At 43.4% G+C, this 24,450-nt stretch carries 16 protein-coding genes and 27 tRNA genes; 4 read left to right on the top strand and 39 right to left on the bottom strand.

What is annotated here, in order from left to right; genetic code table 11:
* Positions 1–130 precede the first annotated feature (130 nt).
* Positions 131–1,024 (top strand): tetratricopeptide repeat protein, encoded by an 894-nt coding sequence (locus V7L01_RS00545; RefSeq protein ID WP_335030950.1) that lies wholly within the window; start codon positions 131–133, stop codon positions 1,022–1,024.
* 93 nt (positions 1,025–1,117) lie between these two features.
* Here V7L01_RS00545 and V7L01_RS00550 read toward each other — a convergent pair whose 3' ends face one another.
* The 8 genes from V7L01_RS00550 to V7L01_RS00585 all read right to left on the bottom strand — a co-directional run bounded on the left by V7L01_RS00550 (position 1,118) and on the right by V7L01_RS00585 (position 12,965).
* Positions 1,118–1,738, bottom strand: coding sequence for a TMEM165/GDT1 family protein (locus V7L01_RS00550; RefSeq protein WP_335030952.1), 621 nt, complete (start codon positions 1,736–1,738; stop codon positions 1,118–1,120).
* A gap of 242 nt (positions 1,739–1,980) precedes the next feature.
* Positions 1,981–2,178, bottom strand: coding sequence for a DUF29 family protein (locus V7L01_RS00555; RefSeq protein ID WP_335030954.1), 198 nt, complete (start codon positions 2,176–2,178; stop codon positions 1,981–1,983).
* A 263-nt stretch (positions 2,179–2,441) separates the two neighbouring features.
* The gene (locus V7L01_RS00560) at positions 2,442–3,401 is read right to left on the bottom strand and encodes a protochlorophyllide reductase (protein ID WP_335030956.1); all 960 of its coding nucleotides are present in this window, start codon (positions 3,399–3,401) and stop codon (positions 2,442–2,444) included.
* 235 nt (positions 3,402–3,636) lie between these two features.
* Positions 3,637–6,189 (bottom strand): pPIWI_RE module domain-containing protein, encoded by a 2,553-nt coding sequence (locus V7L01_RS00565; protein WP_335030958.1) that lies wholly within the window; start codon positions 6,187–6,189, stop codon positions 3,637–3,639.
* A complete protein-coding gene (locus V7L01_RS00570; RefSeq protein WP_335030960.1) occupies positions 6,186–9,518 on the bottom strand; it encodes an ATP-binding protein in 3,333 nt (1,110 codons plus the stop codon). The genes V7L01_RS00565 and V7L01_RS00570 overlap by 4 nt, the downstream gene beginning before the upstream one ends.
* A complete protein-coding gene (locus tag V7L01_RS00575; RefSeq protein ID WP_335030963.1) occupies positions 9,515–10,558 on the bottom strand; it encodes a restriction endonuclease-related protein in 1,044 nt (347 codons plus the stop codon). The genes V7L01_RS00570 and V7L01_RS00575 overlap by 4 nt, the downstream gene beginning before the upstream one ends.
* A gap of 151 nt (positions 10,559–10,709) precedes the next feature.
* Positions 10,710–12,437, bottom strand: coding sequence for a succinate dehydrogenase/fumarate reductase flavoprotein subunit (locus V7L01_RS00580; RefSeq protein WP_335030965.1), 1,728 nt, complete (start codon positions 12,435–12,437; stop codon positions 10,710–10,712).
* Between the two features lie 210 nt (positions 12,438–12,647).
* The gene (locus V7L01_RS00585) at positions 12,648–12,965 is read right to left on the bottom strand and encodes a hypothetical protein (protein ID WP_196523800.1); all 318 of its coding nucleotides are present in this window, start codon (positions 12,963–12,965) and stop codon (positions 12,648–12,650) included.
* A gap of 941 nt (positions 12,966–13,906) precedes the next feature.
* Here V7L01_RS00585 and V7L01_RS00590 point away from each other — a divergent pair.
* Complete coding sequence (locus V7L01_RS00590) at positions 13,907–14,842, top strand: hypothetical protein (protein WP_335030967.1); 936 nt, start codon at positions 13,907–13,909, stop codon at positions 14,840–14,842.
* Between the two features lie 77 nt (positions 14,843–14,919).
* Here the strand turns inward: V7L01_RS00590 and V7L01_RS00595 are convergent, their stop codons facing one another.
* The 4 genes from V7L01_RS00595 to pds all read right to left on the bottom strand — a co-directional run bounded on the left by V7L01_RS00595 (position 14,920) and on the right by pds (position 19,019).
* Complete coding sequence (locus tag V7L01_RS00595; protein WP_335030969.1) at positions 14,920–16,239, bottom strand: ABC transporter substrate-binding protein; 1,320 nt, start codon at positions 16,237–16,239, stop codon at positions 14,920–14,922.
* Between the two features lie 191 nt (positions 16,240–16,430).
* Positions 16,431–16,522 (bottom strand) — tRNA-Ser (locus V7L01_RS00600).
* A gap of 141 nt (positions 16,523–16,663) precedes the next feature.
* Positions 16,664–17,596: a 15-cis-phytoene synthase CrtB gene (gene crtB, locus V7L01_RS00605; protein WP_335030971.1), complete on the bottom strand. Its 933-nt coding sequence runs from the start codon at positions 17,594–17,596 to the stop codon at positions 16,664–16,666.
* The gene (gene pds, locus V7L01_RS00610) at positions 17,580–19,019 is read right to left on the bottom strand and encodes a 15-cis-phytoene desaturase (protein ID WP_335030973.1); all 1,440 of its coding nucleotides are present in this window, start codon (positions 19,017–19,019) and stop codon (positions 17,580–17,582) included. Before pds ends, crtB begins: the two co-directional genes overlap by 17 nt.
* Positions 19,020–19,380: 361 nt before the next feature.
* On the opposite strand from pds, the gene V7L01_RS00615 reads away from it, so the two are divergent.
* A complete protein-coding gene (locus V7L01_RS00615) occupies positions 19,381–20,469 on the top strand; it encodes a glycoside hydrolase family 3 protein (RefSeq protein WP_335030975.1) in 1,089 nt (362 codons plus the stop codon).
* A gap of 99 nt (positions 20,470–20,568) precedes the next feature.
* On the opposite strand, the gene V7L01_RS00620 is transcribed toward V7L01_RS00615, so the two are convergent.
* From V7L01_RS00620 to V7L01_RS00750, 27 genes are all read right to left on the bottom strand, one after another.
* Positions 20,569–20,639: transfer RNA gene (locus V7L01_RS00620), tRNA-Lys, on the bottom strand.
* Between the two features lie 137 nt (positions 20,640–20,776).
* A tRNA-Ser gene (locus V7L01_RS00625) sits at positions 20,777–20,859 on the bottom strand.
* Between the two features lie 7 nt (positions 20,860–20,866).
* A tRNA-His gene (locus V7L01_RS00630) sits at positions 20,867–20,940 on the bottom strand.
* Positions 20,941–20,946: 6 nt separating this feature from the next.
* Positions 20,947–21,020, bottom strand: a tRNA-Ala gene (locus V7L01_RS00635).
* A 196-nt stretch (positions 21,021–21,216) separates the two neighbouring features.
* Complete coding sequence (locus V7L01_RS00640; RefSeq protein WP_334852329.1) at positions 21,217–21,873, bottom strand: group I intron-associated PD-(D/E)XK endonuclease; 657 nt, start codon at positions 21,871–21,873, stop codon at positions 21,217–21,219.
* A 114-nt stretch (positions 21,874–21,987) separates the two neighbouring features.
* Positions 21,988–22,057 (bottom strand) — tRNA-Gly (locus V7L01_RS00645).
* Between the two features lie 5 nt (positions 22,058–22,062).
* A tRNA-Thr gene (locus tag V7L01_RS00650) sits at positions 22,063–22,135 on the bottom strand.
* A 96-nt stretch (positions 22,136–22,231) separates the two neighbouring features.
* Positions 22,232–22,304 (bottom strand) — tRNA-Leu (locus V7L01_RS00655).
* 4 nt (positions 22,305–22,308) lie between these two features.
* Positions 22,309–22,381 (bottom strand) — tRNA-Pro (locus V7L01_RS00660).
* A gap of 6 nt (positions 22,382–22,387) precedes the next feature.
* A tRNA-Leu gene (locus V7L01_RS00665) sits at positions 22,388–22,463 on the bottom strand.
* Positions 22,464–22,467: 4 nt separating this feature from the next.
* Positions 22,468–22,541: transfer RNA gene (locus V7L01_RS00670), tRNA-Leu, on the bottom strand.
* Positions 22,542–22,544: 3 nt separating this feature from the next.
* A tRNA-Pro gene (locus V7L01_RS00675) sits at positions 22,545–22,617 on the bottom strand.
* A 1-nt stretch (position 22,618) separates the two neighbouring features.
* Positions 22,619–22,696: transfer RNA gene (locus tag V7L01_RS00680), tRNA-Leu, on the bottom strand.
* Between the two features lie 6 nt (positions 22,697–22,702).
* A tRNA-Leu gene (locus V7L01_RS00685) sits at positions 22,703–22,779 on the bottom strand.
* Between the two features lie 5 nt (positions 22,780–22,784).
* Positions 22,785–22,860 (bottom strand) — tRNA-Gln (locus V7L01_RS00690).
* Positions 22,861–22,863: 3 nt separating this feature from the next.
* Positions 22,864–22,936 (bottom strand) — tRNA-Gln (locus V7L01_RS00695).
* A 5-nt stretch (positions 22,937–22,941) separates the two neighbouring features.
* A tRNA-Asn gene (locus V7L01_RS00700) sits at positions 22,942–23,016 on the bottom strand.
* 6 nt (positions 23,017–23,022) lie between these two features.
* Positions 23,023–23,097, bottom strand: a tRNA-Phe gene (locus V7L01_RS00705).
* An 81-nt stretch (positions 23,098–23,178) separates the two neighbouring features.
* Positions 23,179–23,253, bottom strand: a tRNA-Arg gene (locus tag V7L01_RS00710).
* Between the two features lie 4 nt (positions 23,254–23,257).
* Positions 23,258–23,347, bottom strand: a tRNA-Ser gene (locus V7L01_RS00715).
* Between the two features lie 4 nt (positions 23,348–23,351).
* Positions 23,352–23,434, bottom strand: a tRNA-Tyr gene (locus tag V7L01_RS00720).
* A 7-nt stretch (positions 23,435–23,441) separates the two neighbouring features.
* A tRNA-Glu gene (locus tag V7L01_RS00725) sits at positions 23,442–23,512 on the bottom strand.
* Between the two features lie 63 nt (positions 23,513–23,575).
* Positions 23,576–23,647 (bottom strand) — tRNA-Trp (locus V7L01_RS00730).
* A gap of 3 nt (positions 23,648–23,650) precedes the next feature.
* A tRNA-Met gene (locus V7L01_RS00735) sits at positions 23,651–23,726 on the bottom strand.
* A gap of 4 nt (positions 23,727–23,730) precedes the next feature.
* Positions 23,731–23,804: transfer RNA gene (locus V7L01_RS00740), tRNA-Cys, on the bottom strand.
* A 3-nt stretch (positions 23,805–23,807) separates the two neighbouring features.
* Positions 23,808–23,884, bottom strand: a tRNA-Glu gene (locus V7L01_RS00745).
* Between the two features lie 4 nt (positions 23,885–23,888).
* A tRNA-Asp gene (locus tag V7L01_RS00750) sits at positions 23,889–23,962 on the bottom strand.
* 180 nt (positions 23,963–24,142) lie between these two features.
* Here V7L01_RS00750 and V7L01_RS00755 point away from each other — a divergent pair.
* Positions 24,143–24,265, top strand: coding sequence for a hypothetical protein (locus V7L01_RS00755; RefSeq protein WP_335030977.1), 123 nt, complete (start codon positions 24,143–24,145; stop codon positions 24,263–24,265).
* The last annotated feature ends 185 nt before the right edge of the window (positions 24,266–24,450 follow it).

Here is a 24,450-nt window from a genome sequence, read left to right on the forward strand (position 1 = left end):
AGCAGTGTAGATAGTTAATTGTTATAAAATTCACAGGTAATTGGCGGTATTCCGCAAAGTTTTGGAAAATTTTAACTTTACGATTTGTGTAAATGATAATGTCATTAAAATTTAGGAGAAAGACAAAACTGTGTCTCAACCGCGCAATCGTTGGATAGTTCAAGTCGTCTTGGCGCTGGCAATTCTTGCTTTTGTGGGTGTTTCGGTGATTCCCATAATTGGAGCATTTAATAATACGCCATCCTCAAGCCAGAATGCAGCTAGCACCAGAGGCACTTTGACTTCCGCTGACCAAAAATCAAAACTGGAAGACGAAGTACGGGGTTATGAACTGGTTTTGCAAAGGGAACCAGAAAATCAGACTGCGCTTAAGGGTCTATTACAGGCACGGCTGCAACTACTGAGTCAAAAAGAAAAAAATGAGGTTAAACCAGCTGATATCCAAGTCGTCATTGAACCTTTAGAAAAGCTAGCCAAGCTCAATCCCGAACAGTCAGAATATTCAGTGCTACTGTCTCAAGCCAAAGAGCAAATTGGCGATCGCGAAGGAGCTGCTCAAGCTTATCGCTCCTTTTTGTCTACAAAACCTGGCGATTTGAAAGCTTTGCAAGGAATGGTGACTCTGTTGATCAGACAGCAACGCCCAGAAGCAGCCATTGGTTTGCTACAAGAAACCCTTTCTAATGCAGCCCAAGCAAATACAATTCAGCCTGGAAGTGTTGATACAGTAGCCGTGCAGGTGCTATTAGGTTCTGTTCATGCTTCCCAGAAACGCTACGCTCAAGCTAGCTCTGTATATGACCAAGCAATTAAGAAAGATCCTAAGGATTTTCGCCCCGTTGTGGCAAAAGCGATGCTCTTGAAACAACAGGGCAAAAACGCAGATGCAAAACTTTTGTTTGATAGTGCCGCAGCTTTAGCACCTGCTCAGTACAAAGATGAAATTAAGAAGGCAGCAACGGTTTCTCCCATTCCTAAACCTGCTGCATCTCCCGCGCCTTCACTGGAAAGTACGCCCAAGTAATGGGCATTGCGCATTGGGCATGGGGAACGGTGCAGAGGAGAGGAATTTTAATTTTCCCCCTGCTCCCTGCTCCCCTGCCTCCCCTGCCTCTTATCACGCTCCCTCAATGGCAGCAACGACACCAAAGACTAAAAACAGGCATCCGCCAATCAGGGTGAGTTGACGCTCAGAAATGCGTCCGGCAAGCATTTTGCCGCCGATAACTGCGATCGCAGCACAAATGGCATGTCCTAAAATTGCACCTATTGTGACTCCAATGGGATTATTACCTGCTGCTAGGGCAATAGTGGCAATTTGCGTGCGATCGCCCCACTCTGCCATAAATGTCAATACAAAGGCTTCTATGATAATTGCCAAGGAAGTCTTTTGCTTTGGTAACTCCAAATCTGCTTTTTTCACCGCAGCTTCGGCTTCTTCTACAACTTCTGTATCACAAGCAGCAGGAGACATCTTACTAGCGTCATATAACAGCTTGAGACCAAAGGCAATAAACAAAGCTATTTCGGCGTAATGAATATAACTTTTTGGTAACAAAGATACCGCTTGTCCAAATAGCACCGAAAGAATTGTCATCGCGGCTAGAGCGGCTGTGACACCTATAAATACCAGCCGCCGCGAGTGGTGCATTGCCAAAATCACAGCAATAAAAAATGTTTTATCGCCTAGTTCTGAAACTGTTATTAATAATAAACCTGCGGTAAAAGCTGTTAACACTCTCTCAAGCTCCTGAAAAATCGTTTACCGATGTGAAGCTTGATGAGAACCAAAAGACCTCACCAAGTTTACACTTTTCGGTGTGAACTTAGTGAAGGTCTCGCTTTCAAATATTTATTACTTGCCATCTGAACCAGGCTCATCGCCAGTATGTTGATTCAGATGTACTGGCTTTCAACTTTTTTGCCAGCAGCTACTCCCCTTCTATGCGATTGCAATTATACATATTTTTCATATAGATGTCAAGGGAGTAGGGGATGAAGAGGTATTACTGTGGAGTGAAACGGCGTATACAGACCAATTTCGATGAGGTTCTCCCACTCCACCTTCGCGTAATCATGACTTTGCAATTTTTCTATAGTTGTTTTTATCCATTGCAAGTAGTCCGCATCATATAGGGTTTGGGAATGTGCCTTTGGGGAAGACATGGCAGTTTCCATAGGAAATGGTTAGATAATTTCTCGCATCTCTTTACTATGATTGTAGTCTGGAAGAATGCTTGGGTGTAGCCTGTCGTAGACATCCCACTCATACTACAACTGCGTAACCTATTGGTTGTGTAAAGTAAAACTATCAATAAAGTCAGAGGTGACGTAATAATCACCTCAACCATTACTTACCTATACATAATGTCAATTCATTCAAAAAAGTGGATCTATGAATTGATGAATCATGCACAAGGGTAACGCTAAATCCTGTTCCATCACGCAAGTCCAACCAACTTTGCGCTTAATTGCCACATGCGATCGCCTTTTTCATCATCGCGGGCTTGAGGAGAAACTTTTTGAACAAAGGACTTGCCATCTTTTTTCTGGCGATTTCCCCAACTCCAATAAGCACCGGATTGATTATACTCAGGGTCGGCAACCACCGCAGCAACCCGTTCTCCCGCCAACTCCTGAGACACGTATCCCCCAGTGATGTACTTCTGGAATAATGGGAAGATTTTCTGAAACAGGGGATAGTGGTTTCTAAATAGCGGCGTTTCTGCAACACATCCCGGATAGAGAGAGTTGAAGACGATACCGGTTGATTCGTGATAGCGCTCATGCAGTTCCCGCATGGTTAACACGTTGCAAACCTTGCTGTCTTTGTAAGCTTTGACTGGTTCAAATTTCTTGCCATCAATCATCGATATTGGCTCTTTAAACCCTTCTGCAAAGCCCTGGAAATCGCCTAAGTCTGGACGCGGTGGAATCTTACCGCCCAATTCGTCTGGATTGTGGGTGACAGTTCCCAAAATGACAAGTCTTGGTTCTGAAGATGACTTCTTCAGATCCTCTAGCATCAGGTTGCATAAAAGGAAATGTCCAAGATGATTTGTAGCAACGCTCAACTCGTAGCCTTCTGGGCTTCGCAGTGGCTCTTTTAACAAAGGCATATAAATTGCGGCATTGCACACTAAAGCATCTAGGGAGTTGCCGCTTGCCCGAAAGTTCTTCACAAATTGTCGAACACTTTCCAAGGAGCCAAGGTCAATATGTATGCTGGTATAACTGTTGTAGGGAATTTCCACAGCTTGGGCAGCTTTTTGTGCCTTCGCTAAATCCCGACAGGCCAGCACCACATACCATCCCCTTTCAGCAAGAGCTTTTGCAGCATACAAACCCACCCCCGAAGAGGCACCCGTAATTACAACCGTTGACTTCCTATCCTGTGCCATTTTATTGAGACTCTGTTAATCACCTTTTAGTATCTCCAGGATTTTACATCACCGAGTTGTACCAATATTTATTTTTGTAAATACGAGTTTAATATTTGGTAATAAATTAAGCATTTAAATTAAGGTTTATAGCTAACTTATTTGCGAAATATTAAGCTCATATTCATCTTGATACTCAATGCTCACAGATAACTTTTAGGTAGGCGATCGCAACTCTTATTTGAAAATATTACTCTCAAGATTCCAATTCGCCATCATTAAAAGACCACTCCTTCGGTTTTTCAGCTAATGAGAGAGGTAAAGGATACTCACACTCGTCAGAAGTCCACCAATGGCGCGATCTGAGAGTGTGTGTAATTGCATGATGGAGTATAAATTTCTCAGGTGATGGCGTTGCTAGGATATTTTGAGCGCGTGGCTGCGGAGTTTTCCAATCTTTTCTACGTTCGGGATTGCGAGTAATATTTTTTGTAATGCACTTACCTGTCTGAGAATCAAGTTTAGTTATTGATTTTCCATCTTTGGTAGTTTCTTTTTCGTATCCCCTTACTATCCAAGCTTGATAACGGCTCATCTGTTTAGCCAATTTGTTAGTCCGAGACTTTTCAGCAATGCTTAGGACTGTTTGAGTAAACGCAGTTGTATTCAGATGGCAGTTTTGTGGAATAAACATTCCTTTTGTAAAAGAGGCTGTACCTTTTATGAATGTTTCTTGCTTTGTATTAAGTCCATATCCTTGCGGAACTTCATTATTCATTCTGTCACGTACACGAACAATGTGAATTTTGTTTGTCGGTGGTTTATCTGGCTCGAACTTGCTGTCTTGTAACCAAGTCCAATAGCTGCGAGCATTTTGACCGTGAACAAATAGATATATATCGTCAGCAGCAGAGTATGTCTGGCTCAATGTAGTCAGCATATTACTGATAACTTGATCGCAATTAACCTTAGATGTTCTGTGCTTTGCTAATTCGCAAATTGTATCAGGCATGGTTCTAAAATGCAGATCCCTCTGAGGTAATAACACTCTGACTTCATTCTTATAAATTGCCACTAAAATTGGCTCATTAAAACTTTGGCTTGCTGTTGTCTGGTTCCGCCGACTTACATACAAAGCAGCATAGACAGTGTTATCGTCAGGAGTTGATAAAGGGTAATTTAGGTCGAATGGCAAAATGGCATCCAGAATTGCAGCAAGAGCACGATTATAAAGATTCTGTTGCAAATCTTCGTCTGTTCTGGCTTCCCCAGTTTCATTATTATCTACCTTCTCTGTGGACAAGATGCACTGAGGAATAAAATTGTATTTAGGTAAAAGAGATTTTAGATAAGGTTTTGGATCTTGATTACCACGATATCTAGTATGGTCTGGAGATAGAATTTCTATGATCATCGGCATTGGATGTTCAGGTTGATTCTGCTGCCCAAATTCTCGAATACGACGGTCATTGATAATTGTTCGACCGTTTCTTTCTATCTCTTCTAAAGGATCGGCTAAACCTTCGGATGTATAAAACTCTAGATTGAGACTGTTGCCAAAGTAATGCTTGGCAACGAATGCAAGAGCGTCTCGGACTTCTTCTGTGCGGTAACGTACTTGAATAGTTAAGTTATTTGCTCGTTCAGCTAAGAATACCTGTAAGTTTCTACTAATATCGGGAAGTTTTCCCTTGGAAGGTCTATTAATAATTGGCGTGTCTTGAAATCGCTGCTTAATGGATTTATTCAAGTCTGTCTTAACAGTTATCTTTTGCCAGGGAGGAGAAATTATAACGCTAGGTGGTAATATATCTTTGATTTGTTTAAGTAATGTTCTCTCGTCCTCAAAAGTAAATCCTGTTCCCCATCCCGCCTTCTGATAGACTCGTGCAGGAACCAAAATATCTGTCTGGTCTGTTTGAAGAAAATTTAATGGGTTTGCCAAGACATCCGTTATGTTTGGAATTTGCACTGATAAACGTTCTAAAATTTGGCTCACCTGTCGGTTTTTCCATTGGGGGACATACTCAGTTCCTTCCCGACGGTAATTTGCTTCCAGAACCGTAAAGGCATTTGGCTGTAGTAGGTTGTAGTCTCCTAGCCAAGATCGTAATCTACGAACATAGCATCTTGTAGTACGTTTCTCTAACCGAATATCTGAGTCCTTTCCTTGTTTAACTATCCAACGCTTCATCTGAAAGTGAAGGTTGATTTTTTTAGGATCTATATCACTTTGAGTTGATATAACAAGCGCCACAGATGCTCGATGACCATGCGTATTTGAAAACGGCGGCCAAGATACAAGTTCAACAGTATTTCCGCTTCGTCCTGGGCCAAATAAAAACTTGAATGAATTTTCTCCTAGTTGATATTCGTGCTTGCTGAGTTCCCACGCGATCGCCCAAGAAGGTGCCCAAAATTTGAGATGATTAGGTGCTGCTTCAGTCCAATGAAACTGATCGACACTGCAATATGGTTTTAACGCTTTATGTTCTGATTCTGGGTAGCATACTTCAACCCATCTCTTGAATATAAGAGCTAGAATCTCTGGGTCAACTTCTTCATAAGCCAGAAAAGTAGCGGGGTTTGGTTCGCCATTAACCATCAACTTATTGTCGATAAAGCGGATCTGTGGCAGCAATAATCGGATCGTATTAAGTAATGAAGTTGTTGGGGCGTTTTCTTCAGGTTCTCCATAATGGGTATTAAATTTTTTTAAATTGGGAAACGGCATCACAAAACCAGTGATATCCCTGACCAATTTCTCGTTATATTCAAGGTAGATGGGCTGGTAGTAATTAATACTCAAAGTTTCACTCCGTGAATGAAATGGGTTAGTCGAGTTAGCGGGTAATAAACTGGCCCATACAGGGTTTTGATCAGCCTTCCAGAAGCACCACCTTTATTGATTGCGCTGCCCAAGAGCTTGCGGGCAGCTAACAAAATAGAGTTTTGCTCCGAATCCCCAGACGAATTTCCCTTTGCGGTTTCTGGCATAAACGCGGCATCTACAAACCAGACAACTGTTTTGCGACCACCGCGAGTACTACGTCCGATTAATTGAGTTAAATTAACCGTTAACGTCCAGATAAGCGGCGTTTTGAGCGCAATTTTAGCGATTTTATCAGGTAATCGAGAAAAAATTTGCGGGATTGTAAGAAAAGTGTCTCGTGCATGTCGAGCATGTCTCTGAATAACCTCGACGGCTAGTTTGTCGATGATATCTATCGTTTCCTTATTAACCCCACTGATAACTGTTTGATTATCGTCTGGGCTAGGGTGCTGTCTAACAGCAATCACCATACCACCAAAGTATGGCTCTCCAGTCAAGGGATGCATCATGTTAATAGCACGAGATATAGCACCCATTGGCGCAATTAAAAACTCCTTACCACGGCCTGGAAACTCAGTGAGTTTAGACCGAGAAACCTGATCGTCTGAAACCCAGCGACCATCTTGAACAACGTAAGATGCCCTATCAAGATAGGGATTTTTTAGAGAATTGTAAAACGCCTTAGCTTCTGCATAGCTATTTGTCACAATTAGCAGATTTTTGCGATCACTACCAACATTTGCTGCTAAATAATCTTGAAATTGCTCAAGTAGTGGCTTACCTTGTTTGCTTTTACGGCAAAGTCCTGCAATCATCCGACTAATGTTCTCCTGCCGATCATCCCCTTGACTACCGGAGATAAAGACAGGATTTCCTGCATCATCGACAACGGGGCAATAAAAGAATTCACTGTCATGCGCTACCGCTTTAGACTTCTCAGGAGGCGGTTCAATTAACAAAGTTGGCTTTAATTGCACATGAAAAGGATATGATTGTTCAGTATTTCCTGAGTAACTAGTTGCTGATGTAACTAACAAATTTGCTGGAGTCAGCCCATCTATGCTGAAGATAGAATTCCATTGGCTTAGAAGTGACCTACCCAAGGCAATCCCGCGAAATATTCTAAGTTGTCTGTTGAGGAATTGAGCGCTAGTTACGGAACCAACAGGAGAATTAGGTAACAAGCTTTCAAAGTCACTTGGAGGGGTCATTGGTAAGGTAGATTCCAGGTCAACGCTAGCGTAACCTCTAGCAGATACGTGTTTACCTAATGCACCTAATACATGGGCTGCATAAATGGCTAGTTGCAGTAATTTAGCAAGGTTGTCTATGAAGCGCTCGACATCAGATTCTAGTTGTTCAAATTTAATATCCCATCGCGTTGTTTGAATAAACTTTTTGCAGTTAGGATGGGGTACTGTAGTGAGCAAGTCTCCTGCTAATAATGCTCCAGAAACTAATGCTAAACGTTCTGCAACTACTGTGTCACTAGAGTTAAGACCAATGGTGTCAGGGCTAACAGGATTATTTTGTATTCGCTTAAAAATTTCACGGTAGCGATCGTAGTTACGCTGATATTTAGATAAGGTTTGTTTTCGGATTTTGTTAGCACTACTTTGAACATGTGCTAATCCTGAAAGTTGTTCAGCTAATTTATCAAAAAATGTCCAAGCTGTAAATAATCTTCCTTCCTGGGTATATGCTTTTAACAGGTTTTCAATTTCTTGACGGGAACTTTTACCTTTAATTGTGTTTGTAATATTTCTCATCAAATACATTAAAGCCCCAATTCCTCGGTTGGCTAAATGTCGTTGATCTTCTGACTGTTCTAAATAAGGATCGCGGTATCTCCCTGGCACAACCACTTCGCCTTCCATCAGACCATGTACATGTTGATAAGATTCAGTTCTTGTCCATGTATCTTGCAACAAATCGAAAGATGCAAGTGTCTCTGTAGGATAGAAAATTTCATCTAGCTTGGGTTGAGCAAGATCAACTTCATCAATGATTAACAAATCTGTTGTTAGTGCTAAATATTCAAGGATGGTAATATTTTCAGTCAAATTGTGTGGAGCAACTTTCTTCTGAATAAACCCTTGTAAAGTTCCAACTATGAGTTGGGCATTTTCTAATGTATTAGCTTTAATATGTCTGGGACAGATAGGAGCTAGGGGACAACTATAAACCTTATTCGGATCATTAACATCTTGTAGCTTGCCGAAGCATGGTGGTCTGCTACGCTGACCACTTGATGTTTGTGGAATCTGAGGCTGTGCCAAGCTATACAATGGACAGGATTGTGACAGCCATTTGAAACCAGGATGGGTGAAAGGCTGCTGTTTGTTACTGAACATTACAGCCTGATTTAATCGGCTGAGGTGCTTGTGTCGTTCCGATTCTCCAATAATCGGAACTGCCCTGATCCCAACTTTTTGAGCAAATTCAAGCCAGTTTTGTACTTCACCTACACTATTTGTAGCAATCGCAACTCTTTTATTGCTATCTACCAAGAGTGCAACTAGGCAATCAATTAGGGTGGATTTGCCACTTCCAGTCGGGCCTAAAATATGACCTTCTCCATCAATAAAAATCTCTCTAGCTTCTTGATCCTGTTGAATATCCCAATAGGTTGACTGATTAAGTATTTGCCCTGCGTCGTACCCTAAAATAGGTTTCAATTCAGTTCCTTTCTTAATCAAATCAGCTAGGGGTATTTTGATGGACTGACGATCCTTGGAAAGATTAATGCTGGGAATTTGAGTGGCATACTTTACACCAATATTGGCAATTTCTTTTGAAATTCTGATTGTGCGCGTCTGCTGTGGATTAATGTTGAACTCGTAGTCACCAGCCGGGGCTGGTCTATATTTCGTTTGCCGAAACTTTAATGGCTCTTGAGTCAGCAGCCTTTCGTATAGGTCATACCGAGCCAATGCCATCTTTTTAGTTGGCGTAATTTTGTTGCTTGGGTAGTCGATGTCAAAACCTAGCCAACCAGAAGCCGAACTTTTGGCAACGTCATCATAGCTACGGAGAGCAATTTCCCAGCTAATTGAACTACGGAATTCTGGCGCTAAATGGCGTAGATGCTTCAAGATATCCCACTGTGCATCTGTCGTACCTGGCTCTCGGTAGCCTTGCATCAGTAAATGTGCTTTCCGAATAGCTTGGTCAGGGAAATGAGTCCACAGAGCATGAAGCATTAATTCTGTACGGGCAAAATCGGAAAATTTCATCTCAATCGGTGGTGATTCACCTCCCATTACTTTTTTTAGCGCCTCATTCAAAGTACTGCTATCTCTCACTTCAAAACTCCCTTGACACGCTTAATTAATTCTGACTCTGAAAAAACAGGCAAATTTCCCTTATACCGACTTTTAAAAGCTGCTTGGTATGCTAAATTTGTCCATCGGTAATCTGGGATTACAAAGAATGATTGAGATTGGCCAATATTTGGAATCGTATCTTGATTTAATTCTCTAGCTAACATGGTGGCGCTTCCCCAATCTTTCGCGTCAATTGCCCAAATATCTCCAGTCGGTAGTGTCACTTTCAGATCAGCCTTGTCTAGTTCTGGCCATAGTTCTACTTGCAATCCCATTTTTTCGAGAGTTCGAGCTAAACGCAATTCTATGAGCGAAGGTCTAATTAGGCAGATGACGGTATCTTCTATCGGTGCTCTATCTACTCGTCCTTCTAATGGTTCACAACAGCCTTCGATATCTCGTGCGGCACAATCCAAATATCCACCGCAAGTCTTGCATAATGGCATTGACTCAGATTGCGGTGGTGCATCCCGATATGCTTGCATCAATAGGTCTAAAACTGGATCGATATCAGGATTATTAGAGCGAAATAAGGCAATTATTAAATCCGAAGGAAATGGGTTCTCAGCAATAAATCGACGGAAAAGTGTGTAGGTACTGTGGGGTAAGCTAAGTCGTTCAATTTCTGCCATTAGGCGTGGAATGTAGCTTTGATTCTGCTCTCGTTCCAAATTTAATGCGTATCTGCTAGCCCAAGCTTCGCATTCTTCTGAGGGGCGCGTCATATTTCCAATTAATGGGTCTTCAGGATAATCGACGAATTCGGAAAAGTCTGGCTCAACTGCCTCTACTGACTTTCTGGCCCCCTCAACCATACACAATATAGCTGGATGTCGCATTTCCTCATCCCGCAGTATCCATTTCAAACTCAATCCTTGAAATGCTTCATATAATGGCTGTGGAAACGGTTGTGAGTCCTCGACTAGATAAGCTGGCTCACCTCGGTTAATGCGATCGCAAATCTGCACAAGTCCTTTACATAACTTGATGAGCAGAATTTCATCCTCACTGAATTGCATATCCAGACTTTTATATAGCGATATTGACCGTTATTTTAATACGTTTGAACTACTTTTTAGACTTTAAGAATATTTATAATCACGTTATTATTCATCGAGGTAGACTAAATGTTTATAGCCCCCTCGATTTCCCATATAAATTTACCTTTAACTAATACTTCCGCTCTTTTGGCTCAAACATAGTAATCGCCACCGGACGATATTGAATGTCAATTCCCGCAGGTGAATAGTAAGCCATTGTGTGTTTTAGAAAGTTAGCATCATCTCGCTCGGAATAATCTTCGCGGAAGTGTGCGCCACGGCTTTCTTGACGATTCAGGGCTGATGCTAAAATCGTTTGTCCCACTACCATCAAACTTCGCAATTCTAAGGCTTCCACTAGTTCGGTATTCCAGCAGCTACCTTTGTCATCTAAATAAATTTGTGGATATCGCTGTTGTATTTCTTCTAGTTTGTGCAACCCTTCACTCATTAATGCCTCAGTGCGGAAGACGCCACAGTAATCAGTCATACAATCCTGGAAGGCTTGACGAACTTGATTAATGCGATACTGTCCTGGTTGTTCTAACAAAGCTTGGATTTGTTGCTGTGCTTCCCTTACATATCGTTGCTCATCCACAGAGGGTAACTTACGTTTTTGTACAAATTGTGCGATCGCAGCCCCAGTTCGCTTACCATAAACTACACACTCCAGCAGAGAATTACTCCCCAAGCGATTCGCTCCATGTACGGAAACACAAGATGTTTCGCCAGCCGCAAAGAAAGCCTCAACTAAACCATCGCCACTACTGCGGACTTGCCCATCAGTATTAACTGGGATACCACCCATACAATAATGAATTGTCGGGCGAACTGGCATAGGTTGAGTTACCGCGTCAACGCCTACTAAACGGTGTGCTTCTTCCCAACAGAAGGGGACGCGACTCATAATTTTTTCTTTGCCCATATGACGTAGGTCAAGATAGACAAAGGGGCCACCAGCACTTCCATCAAGATGAATACCACGGCCGGCGCGAATTTCGTAAGCGATCGCTCGTGAGGTAATATCACGAGGAGCTAGTTCCATGCGACTGGGTGCATAGTTCGCCATAAAGCGATCGCCTTCACTATTGATCAGATACGCCCCTTCACCCCGTACTGCTTCTGAAATCAACACGCCTACGGGATATAAACCAGTGGGATGAAATTGGACAAATTCCATATCTTCAAGGGGCAAACCTGCGATCGCAGTCATTGCCAAACCATCACCCGAAGAAGCGTAATCATTAGAGGTGGTGTTATAAACGCGACCATAGCCCCCCGTGGCAAACATCACCGCCTTGGCTCGCACCACCTCTATACGTCCATCCAAAAGATGGAACATCACCACACCCTTCGCCTCATTTTCTTCCAAAATGAGACGCATCACATACCATTCTTCATAAACTTGCACCCCATAACGCCGCAAATTGTTAACCAATTCGTGCAAAATCGCGTGACCGGTCTTATCAGCGGCATAGCAAGTGCGGTTGTGGGAATGTCCGCCAAAAGCCCGTTGGGCAATGCGCCCATCGGATAAGCGAGAGAACAAAACGCCCATGTGTTCCAAGTCAATCACCACATCTGGCGCTTCCTGGGTGAGAATTGCCACAGCATCTTGGTCTGCCAAGTAATCAGAACCTTTGACAGTATCAAAAGCATGTGCTTTCCAACTATCTTCTGAATCAACATTTCTCAGCGACGCAGCCATACCACCTTGAGCCGCCACCGAGTGGGAACGAATTGGGTGGGTTTTGGCAACCACAGCAATATTTAAACTGGGGTCAGTGCGGGCAATTTCCACAGCAGCGCGACATCCCGCCAATCCACCCCCGACAATAATCACATCGTGTTCCAGCATAATTAGCCCCTGATTGCAAACCCTGCTGTTCTATTGTAGAGAGGTGATTAATCAGGTATGCGTTGCGATTGTTGTCGTGGCGTCTCTACAAAAAAATTCCCTGCCTATAGACAGGGAAGTTATTACAAATTTTTAAATTAGAAGTGAAAAGTTAAAAATCAAGAGTTATGGGACAAAGGGAGTGACTCATAACTCATAACTCCTAAATCTTTAGCTAGTTGCTTGCACAGGTTGTTGCTGAGACACATTACCTGGCATAGGTTCCATTTTGGTTTCAGGCCCTACAGGAGTGAGTTCAATATGATTTAACAAGGTAGTGACAAACGCAAACAACAAGAAAGGTAGCGATAACAGAACGACCAGACCCGCTGTTGCTAAAGCGTACACGGGTCGCTTGGCACCCATTAGCGCCAAGGCTGATGCCAAACTTAGGGTAATTGTAATCAACCAAACAATTATTTGACCGTAGATATCACCGAAAGTCAGGGTACAGACAAACCGATACTTTTGAATATTATTTCCGATCATCAAATTTGCCTCAAGTCTCTCCTAATAGGTTCTACGTTAGAACCATGTTTGTCTTGTAGACAATTTCTAAATATTTTTGCAAGCTTTGTAATATCACTTCACAATCAACTTTTATTGTTACAAAGCGCAATTCCTAGTAGAGAATGGCGTAAACCAACCATAGCCTACGGCAAGTCCTTCTCCTGTAGTCGTCAGAGTTGCTATGCTGTTGGCGTCCCTTGCGCGTGTCGCAGGCAAGCCTCTCATTCACGTTAGCGTCTTTGTTCGTGTAACATTGACCATAGGAGAAGAGAAGGCTTTACGCTGTGCGATCGCTATCATTGACGCTTGTTCGCACAGCGTCTAGTAGAGAAGTGATGGTAGGTAGCTTGTCACTCGAAAGAAGCTTTTGCTTTTGCGCCATGTATCATAATTCATAGCCGCAGTGTGCTTGGCTAAGACTTTTTATTTTTCTCGTATTTATTGAAACAATAGAGTTATCATTTTGTCGTTCCAATTAATATAATCGCTATAATTTCCCTCCAGACGCGATAGTCTCAACTAGCCCCAGCACTTATGAAGTAAAGCAAAATGGTTTTGACTCCTCAACAATTAGAGTTACAGCACAAATGCCAATGTGCTGAAGAGTTCGCACAAATACTAAGAAAGCTCAGTGTTGATGTAGACTAAGTTTTTTGATAAAAGTTTTCGCAATCCTGATGACCTCTTTAACAAATAGACTCTTTGTCTAAAGCCAAGAGAATTTTTGTCATCTGTCAAATTCCAGATATCCAGGATAAAGTATTTAATTTTTTGCTAGTAAATATTAAGTAGATAAAACCAGTAAAGTCAAGATGTAAAAACCAATTTTTTGGTGTTAAATTTTGAGTATTGCCCGAATTTGTTGACTGAAATCAACAAAATCCTTTATTTTCCGTGGCAATATTGTTCTAGGAGTGAATGTGAATAATATTTTTCTTCGTAAAGGTGTGTTTTGGTTGCCAAGTATCGCTGCTTTTGCAGTCCTGAGTAGCGGCTTATCTGCAAGTGCCCAGACAGCTGACAAAGCGAACAGTCAGGCATTAAACGAGCCTTCCGCAACCGTCGCGTCTCCCAACGAGTTTAGTACAGAACTAGACATTGCAAGTCAAAATGTCTCTCCAAGTGCCCAGACAGCTGACACAGCGAGCAGTCAGGCATTAAACGAGCCTTCTGCAACCGTCGCTTCTCCCAACGAGTTTAGTACAGAACTAGACACTGCGAGTCAAAATGTCTCTACAGAAACAACTGAGACATCTACAATCACAAATTTAACTAAGGTAAAAGAAAATGGCAGTGTAACGCCTACACCTTTTCCAGGCACAGTGGCAACCTCATCTGCGACACTCACTTCTGAGCCTGTGCAACCGACTTCTCAAACTACTACTCAACCATCTGCTCCCAAAGTGGCGCAATCGGATATTGATTTAGGTAGAACGACCCGTGGCGGTAGCAGCTATGTTGGCGTCGCTGCTAACATTGGTGTGAGTGGTGGAGACTCATCTTTAGGCGACGGTAACTTTGCGGTAGTTAGCAAAATCGGACTGACAAATTCTATCTCTGTGCGACCCTCAGCCGTATTTGGTGACAATACTACAGTTCTACTTCCTATCACCTACGATTTTTCCTTCAAGTCAGCAGATGCTTTTACCGAACCCTTAGCTATTGCACCTTACGTCGGAGTTGGTGGAGCTTACAAAACTGGTGATGATTCGCAATTAGCCTTTTTGGTAACTGGTGGCATTGATGTGCCTCTAAATTCTCAATTTACGGCAACGGCTGCTGTGAATGCTGGATTTTTTGATGAAACTGATATTGGCTTGTTGTTAGGAGTTGGTTACAACTTCACTGGCTTTTAAGAGTTAGAAGTTATGAGTTAGAAGTTAAGAGTTCGTAATGTTTTACTCCTAACTCTTAACTCATAACTCCTAACTTTCTACTTGGGGGTAACTTTGTCAATTACCTTGATTTTGCCATCGTCTCCTACTGTCCAAACATCGTAAACACCGACGACATCGCCGTTAGCATCAACATCTACATTGCCACTTGCTCCTTGGTAGTTAATCTTAGTGCCAGCTTTAAGTAACTTCAGCCCCTCGCAGACATCGGTAACTTCTGTGCCAGGCCCATCAGCCACTTCACGGATTTTGCTAGCTATACCAACACCTGTATTTTCCTTAGCAGCTTGTGCTGCCAATATCAATAAAGCAGACGCATCCCAAGCTTGAGGAGCGTATTCTCCTGGCGCACCACCCTTTTTATCCTTCCACAATTTGTTGAAAGCTTCTAGTGCTTTGCCATCGGAACCGGGTACTGTACCGATCGCTCCAGTTAAAATAAATTTATCACCATCTTTGCCAACTTGTTCTGGAAAAGTAGGTGATTTCACCCCATCTGTCAGTAAAATTTGCACTCCCTTCGTCACACCTTGCTGATAGGCGGCTTTCAAAAACAGACTACCAGTTTCCGCATAAAGCACAGCTAGGACTGCATCTGGTTTACCAGCAAAAGCAGCGGACGCTTCTGTATCAAATGTCTGGGCTTTTGGGTCATAGCGGACAGGCTTACCTTTATTAACGACAGTTCCACCCAATTTTTCAAAAGTTTGCACAAATGCTTTTTCAAAGCCAACGCCATAGTCGTTATTAATTACAACTGTAGAAACTCGCTTGAAACCCTTTTTTCTGGCAAGTTGGGCTAAAGCTAGTGCTTGGTAGGTATCAGGGGGAGCAGTACGCGCCCAAAAGCCTTTATAGTCGCCTTTTTGGGCCTTTTCAGTAAAGACAGGACTGGTACTACCAGGGGAAACTAGCATTACTTTATTCGGCGTGGCAACAGAGACTGCTGCACTAGAAACGCTACTGGCAAATGAACCAACTACACCTGCTACTTTATCTAAAGTTGCTAGTTTGGTCATCCCAGCAGCACCATATCTGGGGTCGGTTTGGTCGTCTACTTGCACCAAAGTAACTGGTTCGCCATTCACCCCACCGCAAGCGTTGACCGTATCGACTAGTAAAGGGACAGAACCTAGCATCTGCTGTCCAACAGAAGCTAAGTCACCTGTTGTCGGTAACAGGGAACCAATTTTTAGCCCTTTAGCACTGCTTGTGGTAGTTGAGTTTGCCGCTGGGGTAGCGCTACTTCCATTGTTAGCTGTGCCATTGGGGGTACTATTTTCGCTACAAGCCCCAACTAGGAACCCAATTGCTAGGGTAGCTATACTGAAGGTTAAGGCGGCGCTAATTTTTCTCATAAATAACTTTGACTCCTTAGATATTTAGGAGCCTACAAGTAAGATTCAAACTAGATTTCTCAGTTAGCTGGATCTTATCAGGACTCCAAAAGATAAATCATATCATCCATCTTTAGGAGTAGAAATATTTACCACCAGATTAGTATTACTGTTATACACAGAATATGCTCTGTGTATTAAAAGCTCGAAAACGGAGAGGGAGGGATTCGAACCCTCGGTACGGAGTTGCCTGCCGTACAACAGATTAGCAATCTGCCGCTTTCGACCACTCAGCCACCTCTCCATGACTCACGAATATCAATGTTACCAGAGTTGCTCTTAAGAGTCAATAGTCATTTTTCATTGGTCATTGGTCATTAGTCATTAGTCATTAGTCATTGGTTATTTATAAAACTTTAAGGACTAAGGACAAATGACTAATTTTTTAAAGGACTTGCGATCGCATCCAAGCCACGGGCAAAGTGCGTAACTTTTTCCACTGGGGAACGTAAGCCCTCTGACTGAATACATCGTAATCGTTGCGTTCAATCGCTTCCAAAATCTGACCGTACAGCATTGATGCTGCCCACACAGGCCAACGGGCATCGGATGCTAAATAAGTAATTCCCTGGTCTGAGGTGGTATAGAATTGGCGGGCCCGTTCGATTTGAAAGCGCATCAGCGCCCGCCAACGATCGTCTACCACACCTTTGAAGAAGTCTTGCTCGGTGTAGTTGAATTTTTCCAAGTCCTCAAGGGGAATGTAGATTCGCCCCCGTTTGGCATCTTCTCCCACATCCCGCAGGATGTTGGTGAGTTGATTGGCAATTCCCAGAGCGATCGCTTCTTCTGTGGGGAGATATGGTTGTTTGTTCTGACGCCACGGAGCGGTGTATATGGTGCTATCCACACCCATAACTGCTGTTGACATTAAGCCAACAGTGCCCGCAACGCGGTAACAGTAGAGGTATAAGTCCTCAAAGGTTTCATAACGACTGCGATATAAATCCATGCGCTGACCGGCAATCATATCCCGAAAGGGCTGAATGTCCATCGGAAAGCGCTGGAGGGTATCAGCTAAAGCGACATCGTAATTTTCTAATGGCTGTCCCGCAAAAATCGATTCCAGCTGCTGTTCCCATAGGTCTAGGGTTTCTGGCGTGGTAATAGCAGATGCGGGCCCATCTACCAATTCATCTGTACGGCGACACCAAGCGTAAATTGACCAAATAGATTGACGTTTTACCGGACTCATGAGCAAAGTACCCAGGTAAAAAGTCTTGGCATACTTTGCTGTGAGATGTCGGCAAAGTTTGTATGACTCGTCTACAGAGACCAGCGTTTTCATGCGCGGGGGGGAATCAGGCAGTTGCAGCATTCGTTGCGGGCGGTCGGGTGAGCGTTTGCAGGTTTGAGGAATTTGCTACCGGGAGAGCCTCAGAAATTGCCTGCGCTGTCAGCTTACCAGAAAGTACGGCACCTTCCATACTGCCTAAGTAGCGTTGCATGGTATAACTTCCGGCGAGATAGAAGTTGGCAATGGGCGTAACTTGTGCGGGACGGTACTGTTGACGACCAGGGGTCGCTTTGTAAACTGAACGCGGCGTTTTCACCACATGAGATTTCAGCAATGTTGCTGGATTGTCTCCCCCAAAGTGGTCGGGGAAAAGTTTTTCCAATTCAGCAAGCGTTGCAGCCACAATCTCCTCATCGGATTTGGCAATCCAATCTTTTGCCGGAGCTAGAACTAATTCCAGCATTGAGCGATTGGGGTTGGCGTATTCACGGCAGGTATTGCTCATATCAGCATAAACGCTTAGGAGGGGCGATCGCGAAAAAAGTAGGTGATCGATTTCTGTAAGTTTCCGGTCAAACCACAGATGCAGGTTAATCACTGGTACTCCTTCTAACCCTTCTAGCTTCTGGAAAAACTCCATAAGCTTCCAAGGTTTAGGCAACATCACTTTCAAAGGATCGACTGACATGGCAGATACATACACATCAGCCGTCAAAACTTCATCTTCTGCCCCATTTAACCCTCGAATCAAATATCCTTTCACCGTGCCATCGGCGTTGAGCAAAATTTCTTTCAAGGGGGCATTCAACCGCGCTTCTCCACCGCGTTCTGTGATGTAATCTACGATCGGGCTGCATAGACGTTCTGTAGGAGAACCATCCAAAAATGCAATCTTGGAGCCATATCGTTCTTGGAGAAAGCGATTCAGTGCAGTTAAGAGAATCGTTGCTGAAACTTCATCAGGATTGATAAAGGTGAGCGCTTTACATGCAGCGATAAAAACATCACTAGTTACCCGCTCGTCAACACCTTGCCTTTTCAACCACTCTAAGAAGCTGTACTTATCCATCTCTTCAACATACTTCTGACCCCGAACTACTGCGGGAAGGAGGCCAACGGCAAATCGAATTTTTTGCTCCCAAGTCAACATGTCTTTGTTGCGAAGAATCGATGCAATGACGTTGAAAGGAGATGGAATATCTGGAACGTCAAAACGTGAGAGTGTCCCAGGCTTGTCTGGTTGATTAAAAATCAGTGTATGCTCTTTCCACTGGAGTCTATCTTCAATGCCCAACTCCTTGAGCAATTGGAGCATATTAGGATATGCACCAAAGAAGGCGTGTAACCCGGTTTCGTACCAGTCGCCGTCAGAGTCTTTCCACGCCGCAACCAGACCACCCAGTACGTCCCGGCTTTCCAAGACAATGGGAGTATGACCTGCGTCCGTGAGATATTTCGCGCAGGAAAGTCCTGCTAGACCAGCACCCGCGATCGCTACTCGCATTTAACCCTAATGCCCTTCAATATTTCTTAACGGTTTAATCGTTCTCATTATACGTTGCAATCTGTTACATTTGGCAGTTATTGTGCGATCGCTTCCCCAAAAAACTTTTATCAAAGGGAATTTTACCTACACATAACTACCCAACAAAATTACTAATACCATTGTTGGCAATAGGTTATAGCGAGTATTTTATCTAGATTTAGGTGCAGCAAATTTAGCGAAACAAAAGTAATTCCTTTGACAGAAAATAGCTAATCTCAAAAGTAGTTGATTTCTTTGTGAATCCGTGTATCTAATCTGAGAAAATATCTAGGGTACTGATTATAGACTGCTATTAAACACCTCAGTTAGGTAAAAGATTATGAGTGGATCGCAGGAGCTAAAACACTTTGGACATCACCTGATTTTAGGTATTTCCGGCACTACACTAAGCGATGACGATAAACGCGCACTCAGTGAATTAAAGCCGATTGGGGTGATATTTTTTGCTAAAAACTTTTTGGATGGCACTCCATATCAGGTTTGGTTAGAAAGCTTCAAGGATTTAAACGACCAGATACGAGAATATGCTGAACGTGATTCAATGTTTATGACTCTGGATCATGAAGGAGGTCGTGTAATTCGCACACCAATGCCAATTACGCGATTTCCTCATGCATTGTTGTTGCGATCGCACGCCTATGAAGTAGCAAAAGCCACAGCATTAGAACTAAAATCACTGGGAATAAATTTATCATGGGCACCTGTAGCAGATATTTTTTCCCATCCCCACAACCCTGTGATTGGGCCTCGCGCCTTTGGTAACACTCCCGAAACTGCTACTCAAGGTGCGCGTGATTATTACCTTGGACTTCGAGATTCAGGAATTTTGGGATGCGCCAAGCACTTCCCCGGACATGGAGACACCAGTAAAGACTCTCACATTGAGCTACCAATACTGAATTTAACTCTAGAAGACCTGCGACTTCGAGAACTTATACCCTTTAAAACCTTAATCGAAGTACAGATTCCTTTGATTATGACTGTCCATATCTTATTTCCCAAGATAGATCCTGATGTGCCAGGAACGCTTTCTCAGGCTATCCTCAAAACCATACTTAGAGAGGAACTTGGCTTTGAGGGAGTAGTTGTATCTGATGATTTGGATATGAAAGCGATCTCAGATATATTCATGAAAGCTGGTACTGTGGCGCGGTCATTTAATGCAGGCTGCGATCTGTTTATTGTGTCGCGTAATATTAATTCATCATCTATTGAAAGAACTTATCGGATTGCTGAAGATTTCGTAGATTCCCTCAGTAACGGTAGCTTAGATGAAGCAGTCGTAGAAGCAGCTAGAGAAAGAATTGAGAAACTATTGGCAGTAACACCGCAATATCCCGTAAGTGCTCTGGATAAAGATATACTATTGCAACATGCTGAACTAGCGATCGCTAGTTCCTATTCATAACCCAAGTGCATTCAAGTTGCATATTAGCGATTGCCAAAAGGCTAACTAAGATTGCATTTCTTATTTTGAATTTTAAATTTTAAATTTTTAATTATTTAGTGGGTGGTATAGGGGTCGAACCTATTTCTGCGGGTTAAAAGCCCGCTGCACAGCCGGTATGCCAACCACCCTAGTTAATTTGAAAAAAAAATGAGCAAGTGCAATTTGTAATACCAACATTAGATATAAATCCACCAGGGAGGTACTGCCCCTCCTATTTCTGTGTTATCAGCACAGCGCCTCGCTTTTCGGCTTCAGGTGGAAAAAGAGGAAGATGGAGGAATCGAACCCCTACAGTTGCCCGTACTCCAAGGTTCAAGCTTGGTTGCCGTCCATTCAGCAGCATCTTCCATTCAGGGGTATCTGACGGGGCTTGAACCCGCTATGACTGGTTCCACAAACCAGCGCCTCGACCACTTTGGCTTCAGACACCAAAAGTGGATACTGGTCGGATTTGAACCGACATCTTTCTGCTTGCAAGGCAGACGCTTTCCCAGTTAAGCTACAGACCCATTAAACCAATTCGCAATTCGCAATTCGCAATTACGTTTTGTGACGGGGATTTAAACCCCGACACAAAACACGCTGCTTCCATAAGCAGGGGACTTAAACCCCCAAACTTTATTAAATAAGTTACCAGTTAACAGTTCGTTCGCGTTGGGGTAGCCTGCTGTTAGACATAGTGCAATCGTAATCTACAAACTCAGTTTATTTACTGCTATAAAGTTTTGCCCAATAACCTCTAGGAGGTTTCTCAATCTCATAAGCTTTACACCATTTTTCTACTGCCTTATCACTTACACCAAAATCTTGAGCTATGTGAGCAGTTGGTTTAGTCCATACTAGCTCGTGTAATTCTTCTTTAGATGGACGTTCAACCTTTCTAGACTTAGGTCTTGCCGAATAACGCCTTTTCATTTTTACTCGGCTTGCTTGACGTTGAAAATCTTTAATATTCCCGTTGAAAACGTTTGATTTAATTTCGAGAAAGTCCTCCCACCAATAAAAAGGAGAACTAATATTGGGTAGATCGGTTCTAATTATGATACCTCGGTAATCAAAACTGGGGTAAATAACCCGATCTTTATCTGGTAAGTAAATGGCGTAGTAATCAAAATCATCTTTCTGATACTGGCGTTTATGATTTCCATGCTTATCATTCCATGATGTATTAGCGAAAATTCGCCCAATGCTAGAATATTTAACCTGGATTTTCAGAAAGTTATTTTCCTTCCATGCTACTAAATCAAATGGCAAGTGTTCGCAAATCAAAGGGGTGAAAATTACATAACCTTTAACAGTCAAATCAGCTATGGTTTTCGCTACAGCTAGGTCTGCTTTTCCTTTTGTATGATGAGTGTTCATGAATTGAACCTAAATAATAAGAACAAATTTATCATTATTTAGGTTCAATTATGCCCACCCACTGAGTATGGCGTACTCAGATGCTACCGATTACATCACACCCGCAATGTTCAGAGCGGACGGCGAGATTTGAACTCGCACGAAGACGGTGGAAACGTCTCATGCTGCCGTTACATCACACCCGTATCAAGCTGGTAACAGGAATTGAACCTGCAACCTACTGATTACAAGTCAGTTGCTCTGCCAATTGAGCTACACCAGCACTAATTTTGGTGACGGGGGCAGGAGTCGAACCTGCCGATATTCAGGTTATGCAGCCCCACGAGCCACCGTTGCTCTATCCCCGCATATTCACCAATACCCCTGACTGGATTTGAACCAGCAACCTCTTCGTTCTAGGCGAAGCGCCTCTTCCGTTGGGCTACAAGGGCAAAGTCTGAGTGGCAGGGATTGAACCTGCGACCTGGAGTTCCCAAAACTCCCGCGCTCCCAACTGGGCTACACTCAGATATTTTGGTACTCCCGACAGGATTTGAACCTGCAAAAACTAGATCCTCGGTCTAGTGCGTCTTCCGTTCCGCCACGAGAGCTTAGTACCCCTGACAGGATTTGAACCTGCAAAATCTGGACTCTGATTCCAGCACGTATGCCAGTTCCGTCACAGGGGCATATCGGGATGGCAGGATTTGAACCTGCGACTCCATGCTCCCAAAGCATGGCTTCTGGCCGCTGAATTACATCCCGTTGGTACTCCTGGTGGGAGTCGAACCCACAACCAAACAGATTTTAAGTCTGTCACCTCTTCCAATTGGGCTACAGGAGCAAATTTTGGTGCTCTTGGTGGGAATCGAACCCACAACATACCGTTTTTGAGACGGCAGCCTCTTCCAGTTGGGCTACAAGAGCAAGTTTGGCAGCCCCGCCAGGACTCGAACCTGGAATCTTCGCCTTCAAAGGGCGCTATGTTGCCAATTACACCACAGGGCTTTATTGCCAGGGCAGGGTTTGAACCTGCAACCTCATCGTTCAGAGCGATGCGACTTACCAATTCGTCCACCCGGCAATGATTGGCTGCCTCAGTAGGACTCGAACCTACAACCGCGCGGTTAACAGCCGCTTGCTCTACCGTTGAGCTATGAGGCAACGAAGCCCCCCAGGTCGGAATCGAACCGACGACCTCCTGTTCTTCAGACAGGCGCTAACTACCAACTGAGCTACCGGGGGATAAGGAGGAGAGATAGGTTTTACCCAGTGGACTGGTTTAATTCAACTCGAATTAGCCACTCCATCATCTCTCCCATGTAACGAGAGTGGAGGGATTTGAACCCTCACGTCTTCAGTTTCGTAGACTGAGATGTTATCCAGTTACACCACACTCTCAAAACGGAGAGAACAGGATTTGAACCTGCGACGGATATTAACTACCCGTTTCCTCTTAGCAGGAGGACGCTTTCAGCCACTCAGCCACCTCTCCATAGTGGGTCGAGCAGGATTTGAACCTGCGTGCAAAAAAGAACAGTTTTACAGACTGTCGCCTTCAGCCAGACTCGGCCACCGACCCATAATCATTCCCTCGACGAGAATTGAACTCGCATCTGTGCTTTGAAAGAACACTGACTTAACCATTAGTCCACGAGGGCATAATTTACCGAATTTTAGATTTTGGATTAAATTTATTAATCTAAAATCTAAAATTGTCTGACACAGGGACTAGGATTTGAACCTAGAACATCGGATTTGGAGTCACGAGGTGTTACCGTTACACCATCCCTGCATTTGGTGGCAGCGGCGGGATTTGCACCCGCATATACCAGGGTATGAACCTGGGGCTTTGCTGATTAAGCTACGCTGCGACAGAGGTCAGGGCGGGATTTGAACCCGCGCTAATCGGTTTTGCAGACCAACGCCTTCAACCACTTGGCTACCTGACCATTTGGGAGTCCCGACGAGATTTGCACTCGCAATCTTCAGTTTGAGAAACTGACGGCTTAAACTATTCGCCTACAGGACTACAACCAGGGTGACGGGACTTGAACCCGCAACATTTCCGCAGACAACGGAACGCTCTAGCCAGTTGAGCTACACCCCGATTTTTGGGAATCTGTGCCTAAACTTTTAGGTTTTTAGGCACAGATTTTGTTGGTGAACTTGCCCATTTCTTATTTAGTTTTCAAGGTTCAGAAAATTTACTGTTAGAAACTGTTAGGAAAACAACCAACACTCTAGGTAGCAAGCCTGTTATGTATTACGGATGTATTCAGTGGTTTTGATGAGTGCAAACTTAGAACTTTTTTCGTTTATTGCCTCTACTGCCGATGGTTTACAAGTAGAAACAGCTTTGTTGACTGGGGACTTTGGTTTATTCCAACGCCTGTCCTTTAGTTGGATGTAGAACATAAATTTGACTCTTGAGAAGCTTTGTCTTTCGCCTCACTACAAATATACTACAAAATACTACAAGAGGTGTCAAGGGGTTTTAGAAAGTTTTTTTGAAATTGTCTAGAAAAGCTTCTGCGCTTAGATTTGACCTTGCTAAACCCTCTGAAAACTAAAACTACAGCTTATGATTGGTTGATC

The sequence above is a fragment of the Nostoc sp. genome, assembly GCF_036917095.1.
Taxonomy (GTDB): Bacteria; Cyanobacteriota; Cyanobacteriia; order Cyanobacteriales; family Nostocaceae; genus Nostoc.